This window comes from Clavibacter sp. MX14-G9D (assembly GCF_032917815.1).
Lineage (GTDB): Bacteria > Actinomycetota > Actinomycetes > Actinomycetales > Microbacteriaceae > Clavibacter > Clavibacter michiganensis_K.
In genome coordinates, this window is record NZ_JAVCVL010000264.1 from 1 (window position 1) to 3,402 (window position 3,402).

Annotated in this window: 4 protein-coding genes; 3 read left to right on the forward strand and 1 reads right to left on the reverse strand. The window is 75.8% G+C overall.

From position 1 onward, the window contains the following. Window positions 1–97: 97 nt before the first annotated feature. Window positions 98–739 carry a methylated-DNA--[protein]-cysteine S-methyltransferase gene (locus Q6969_RS14375; protein ID WP_317231055.1) on the forward strand — a complete coding sequence of 214 codons (642 nt, stop codon included), beginning with the start codon at window positions 98–100 and terminating at the stop codon, window positions 737–739. A gap of 78 nt (window positions 740–817) precedes the next feature. Then, window positions 818–1,159: a hypothetical protein gene (locus tag Q6969_RS14380; protein WP_317231056.1), complete on the forward strand. Its 342-nt coding sequence runs from the start codon at window positions 818–820 to the stop codon at window positions 1,157–1,159. Here the strand turns inward: Q6969_RS14380 and Q6969_RS14385 are convergent. Beyond that, complete coding sequence (locus Q6969_RS14385) at window positions 1,156–1,986, reverse strand: oxidoreductase (protein ID WP_317231057.1); 831 nt, start codon at window positions 1,984–1,986, stop codon at window positions 1,156–1,158. The two genes, Q6969_RS14380 and Q6969_RS14385, sit on opposite strands and share 4 nt — an antisense overlap. A 164-nt stretch (window positions 1,987–2,150) precedes the next feature. Here Q6969_RS14385 and Q6969_RS14390 point away from each other — a divergent pair, with 164 nt between their 5' ends. After that, entirely contained in the window at window positions 2,151–3,380 is a 1,230-nt protein-coding gene (locus Q6969_RS14390) for a multidrug effflux MFS transporter (protein WP_317231058.1), read from the forward strand. The last annotated feature ends 22 nt before the right edge of the window (window positions 3,381–3,402 follow it).

Here is a 3,402-nt window from a genome sequence, read left to right on the forward strand (position 1 = left end):
CGGGCGCCGCACCCCCCTCCGCCCCCGCGTCCGCCGCTCGCGCCGCCGCCGCATCGGCGTCCCCACCCGCACCCGCACAGACCCGAGGAGGCCGACCGTGAACGACCCCGACGACGCCGCCCCCGCCCTCGAGGCCCCCTTCCTCGACGCGGACGCGCTCGAGCGTGCCGCCCCGACCGCTCCCGCCCTCGCGGCGCTCCGCCTGCGCCTCGCCGACGCGGCCGAGGACGCGGACGCCCTCGACGTCGGCTTCACCACGATCGACTCCCCCGTCGGCCCGCTCCTGCTCGCCGCCACCGAGCGCGGCCTGATCCGCGTCGCCTACTCCCGCGAGGACCACGGCACCGTGCTCGGCGACCTCGCCCGGCGGCTCGGTCCCCGGATCCTCCGCGCCCCGAAGCGCCTCGACCAGGCCGCCCGCGAGCTCGACGAGTACTTCGCCGGCCGCCGCCGCACGTTCGACCTGCCGCTCGACCGCCGCCTGTCGTCGGGCTTCCGCGACCGGGTGCAGCGGCTGCTGCCGGAGATCCCGTACGGGTCCACGCGCACCTACCGCGAGGTCGCGGAGACCGCGGGCAGCCCGGCCGCGACCCGCGCGGTCGGCACCGCGTGCTCCACCAACCCGCTGCCGGTCGTGATCCCGTGCCACCGGGTGCTCCGCTCCGACGGCACGCTCGGCGGCTACATCGGCGGGCTCGCCGCCAAGACGACGCTGCTGGAGCTGGAGGGGCGCGCCTGACGCAGGCGCCGCGTCACCGCGCGCCCTCCCCCCTTCGGCGGACGCGCCCGACCCCGCACCCTGCCTAGCGTGGAGGGCATGGACGGCACACAGGAACCGAAGGACGCGGACCGCACGGCCGGCACCCCGGACGTGCCCGCCGGGACGACCGGGCCCGCCGCCCCGGCGGACGACGAGGAGTCGTCGGACAACGACGTCGCTCTCGCGATCGCCTTCGCGGTGCCCGGCGCCGTGCTGATGCTCCTCCTCGAGGACGCCCGCGTGGTCGGGCTGCCGTTCCTGGTGCTCGGCCTCTTCTACTTCGCGAGGGTCATCCGGTCCTCGATGGTCGCCGGGAAGGCCGCGCCCGCGGCCGACGGCCCCGCCGAGGACGGTCCGACGGACGCCGCCGGACGCGGAGGCCCGGGCCCGCGCGCCTAGCCCGCGTCGTACGCGGTCGACCGGCTGGCGTCGGCCCAGTCGTCGATGTCCCGCCGCAGGTCGTCGAGCGCGCCGGTGACGATCTCGATCGCGTCGCCGCCGAGCAGCAGGTAGTAGGGCGCGCCGGCCTCGACCGCGTCCACGAGCACCTTCGCGCCGAGCGCGGGGTCGTTGGGCTGCGTGCCGTCGGTGGTGTCGACCTCCTTGCGGCGCTTGCCGGCGGTCTCGGCGTAGTCGTCGATCACGGTGGAGGACTGCGTGAGCGAGCGGCCGGAGAAGTCGGTGCGGAACGAACCCGGGGCCACCACCGTCGCGACGATGCCGAGCGGCTCGAGCTCGGTGCGCAGCGCCATGGTCATCTGCTCGATCGCGGCCTTGACCGCGCCGTAGTACCCGGATCCGGCGCCCGTGCGGGCCGCGCCGATGGACGAGAGGTTCACGATGGTGCCGTTCCGACGCTGCCGCATGCCGGGCAGCACGGCCTTGATCATGCGGACGCTGCCGTGGAACTGGGTGTCGAAGAGGCGCGCGACGTCGGCGTCGTCGCCCTCCTCGACGGCCGCGCGGTAGCCGTAGCCGGCGTTGTTGACGAGCACGTCGACGCCGCCGAAGCGGGCGGTCGCCTCGTCCACCGCGAGCGACACCTGCGCCGGGTCGGTCACGTCGAGGTCGAGCGCGAGCGCGTGCTCCGGGAAGCGGTCGGCGAGGTCCTGCACGCTGGCGGCGTCGCGCGCCGTGACGACGACGTCGTTCCCCCGCGACAGCGCCTCCTCGGCGAACGCGCGCCCGAGCCCCGTGGAGCATCCCGTGATCAGCCAGGTCGTCATGCGCGTTCCTCTTCCTCGTGGATGCGGGTGGGCGCGGCCGGTGCGGTGCGCCCCCGTCGAGGCTAGGCGCATCGACGGGCGGTGGCCGGGCGGAGGGGACCGGATCCCCGTCCTCCCCGCCGGCCGCGGCCGGCCCGGCGGCGACCGGTCTACTGTCGGGACGGATGAGCGACGACGCCCCGCACCCGGATCCCGACCCCGACCCGCGCACGTCGTGGACCGCGCGCCGCGGCCCGCTCCTCACCGTCGCGCTCATCGTCGGCATCTCGCCCTTCGCGACCGACCTCTACATCCCGGGCCTCCCGGCCATCGCCGCCGACCTCGACGGCTCGACGGCCTCGGTGCAGCTCACGCTGACCGCGTTCCTCGTCGCGTTCGCCGTCGGGCAGCTGGTCATCGGGCCGATCAGCGACGGCGTGGGGCGCCGGCGCATCCTCCTCGCCGGGACCGCGCTCTTCACCGTGGCGAGCGTCGTCTGCGCGATCTCGCCGGACGTGACGACCCTGATCCTCGCCCGCGTCGTGCAGGGCCTGGGCGGTGCGGCCGCCGCGGTCTCGGCGCGCGCGATGGTCGGCGACGCCTCCACCGGCGCCCTCCGCAGCCGCCTCTTCGCGACGCTCGCCGTCGTCAACTCCGTCGGCCCGGTCGTCGCCCCGCTCGTCGGCGGCCTCGTGCTGACCTTCTCGTCGTGGCGCGCCGCGTTCGGCGTGCTGGCCGCGCTCGGCCTGGCCCTCACCCTCGCCGCCGCGCGCCTGCTGCCGGAGACGCTCGTCCGCACCGGCACGGGCGGCACCTCGCCCCGCGCGGTCCTCGGCCGCATGGCGGAGCTGCTGCGGATCCCCCGCTTCCGCTGGTACCTCGTCACCGGCTGCACCGCGACCATCGGCTTCTTCTCCTACATCGCCACCTCCTCCTTCGTGTTCCAGGAGCAGTACGGCTTCGGCGAGGGCCTCTACACGCTGGTGTTCGCCTCGAACGCGTCCTGCATGATCGCGTCGACGCTCGTCTTCCGCCGCCTCATCGGGCGCTTCGAGGAGGACCGCCTCTTCACGATCGGCCTGGCCACCTGCGCGGTCGGCTCGACCCTCGTGCTCGTCGGCGCGGTCACGGGCTCGGGGCCCGCGCTGGTCTGGCCGGCCCTCGCCCTCGTGACCGCGGGCTGGGGGTGGGTGATCCCCGGATCCATCACCCTCACGCAGGCGCTCGGCCACCGGCACCCCGGCACGGCCTCGGCGCTCGTCGGCGGCCTGCAGTTCGGCCTCGGCGGGCTGGCGACGCCGCTCGCGGGCGCCCTCGGCGGCACCGCGACCGCGATGGGGGCGCTGATGTGCGGCTTCATCGTGGTGGGACTCGCCGCGCAGCTCTGGGCATCGCGGGCCCGCGCGGGCGGATGACCGCGGTCCGCGCGTGACGGGT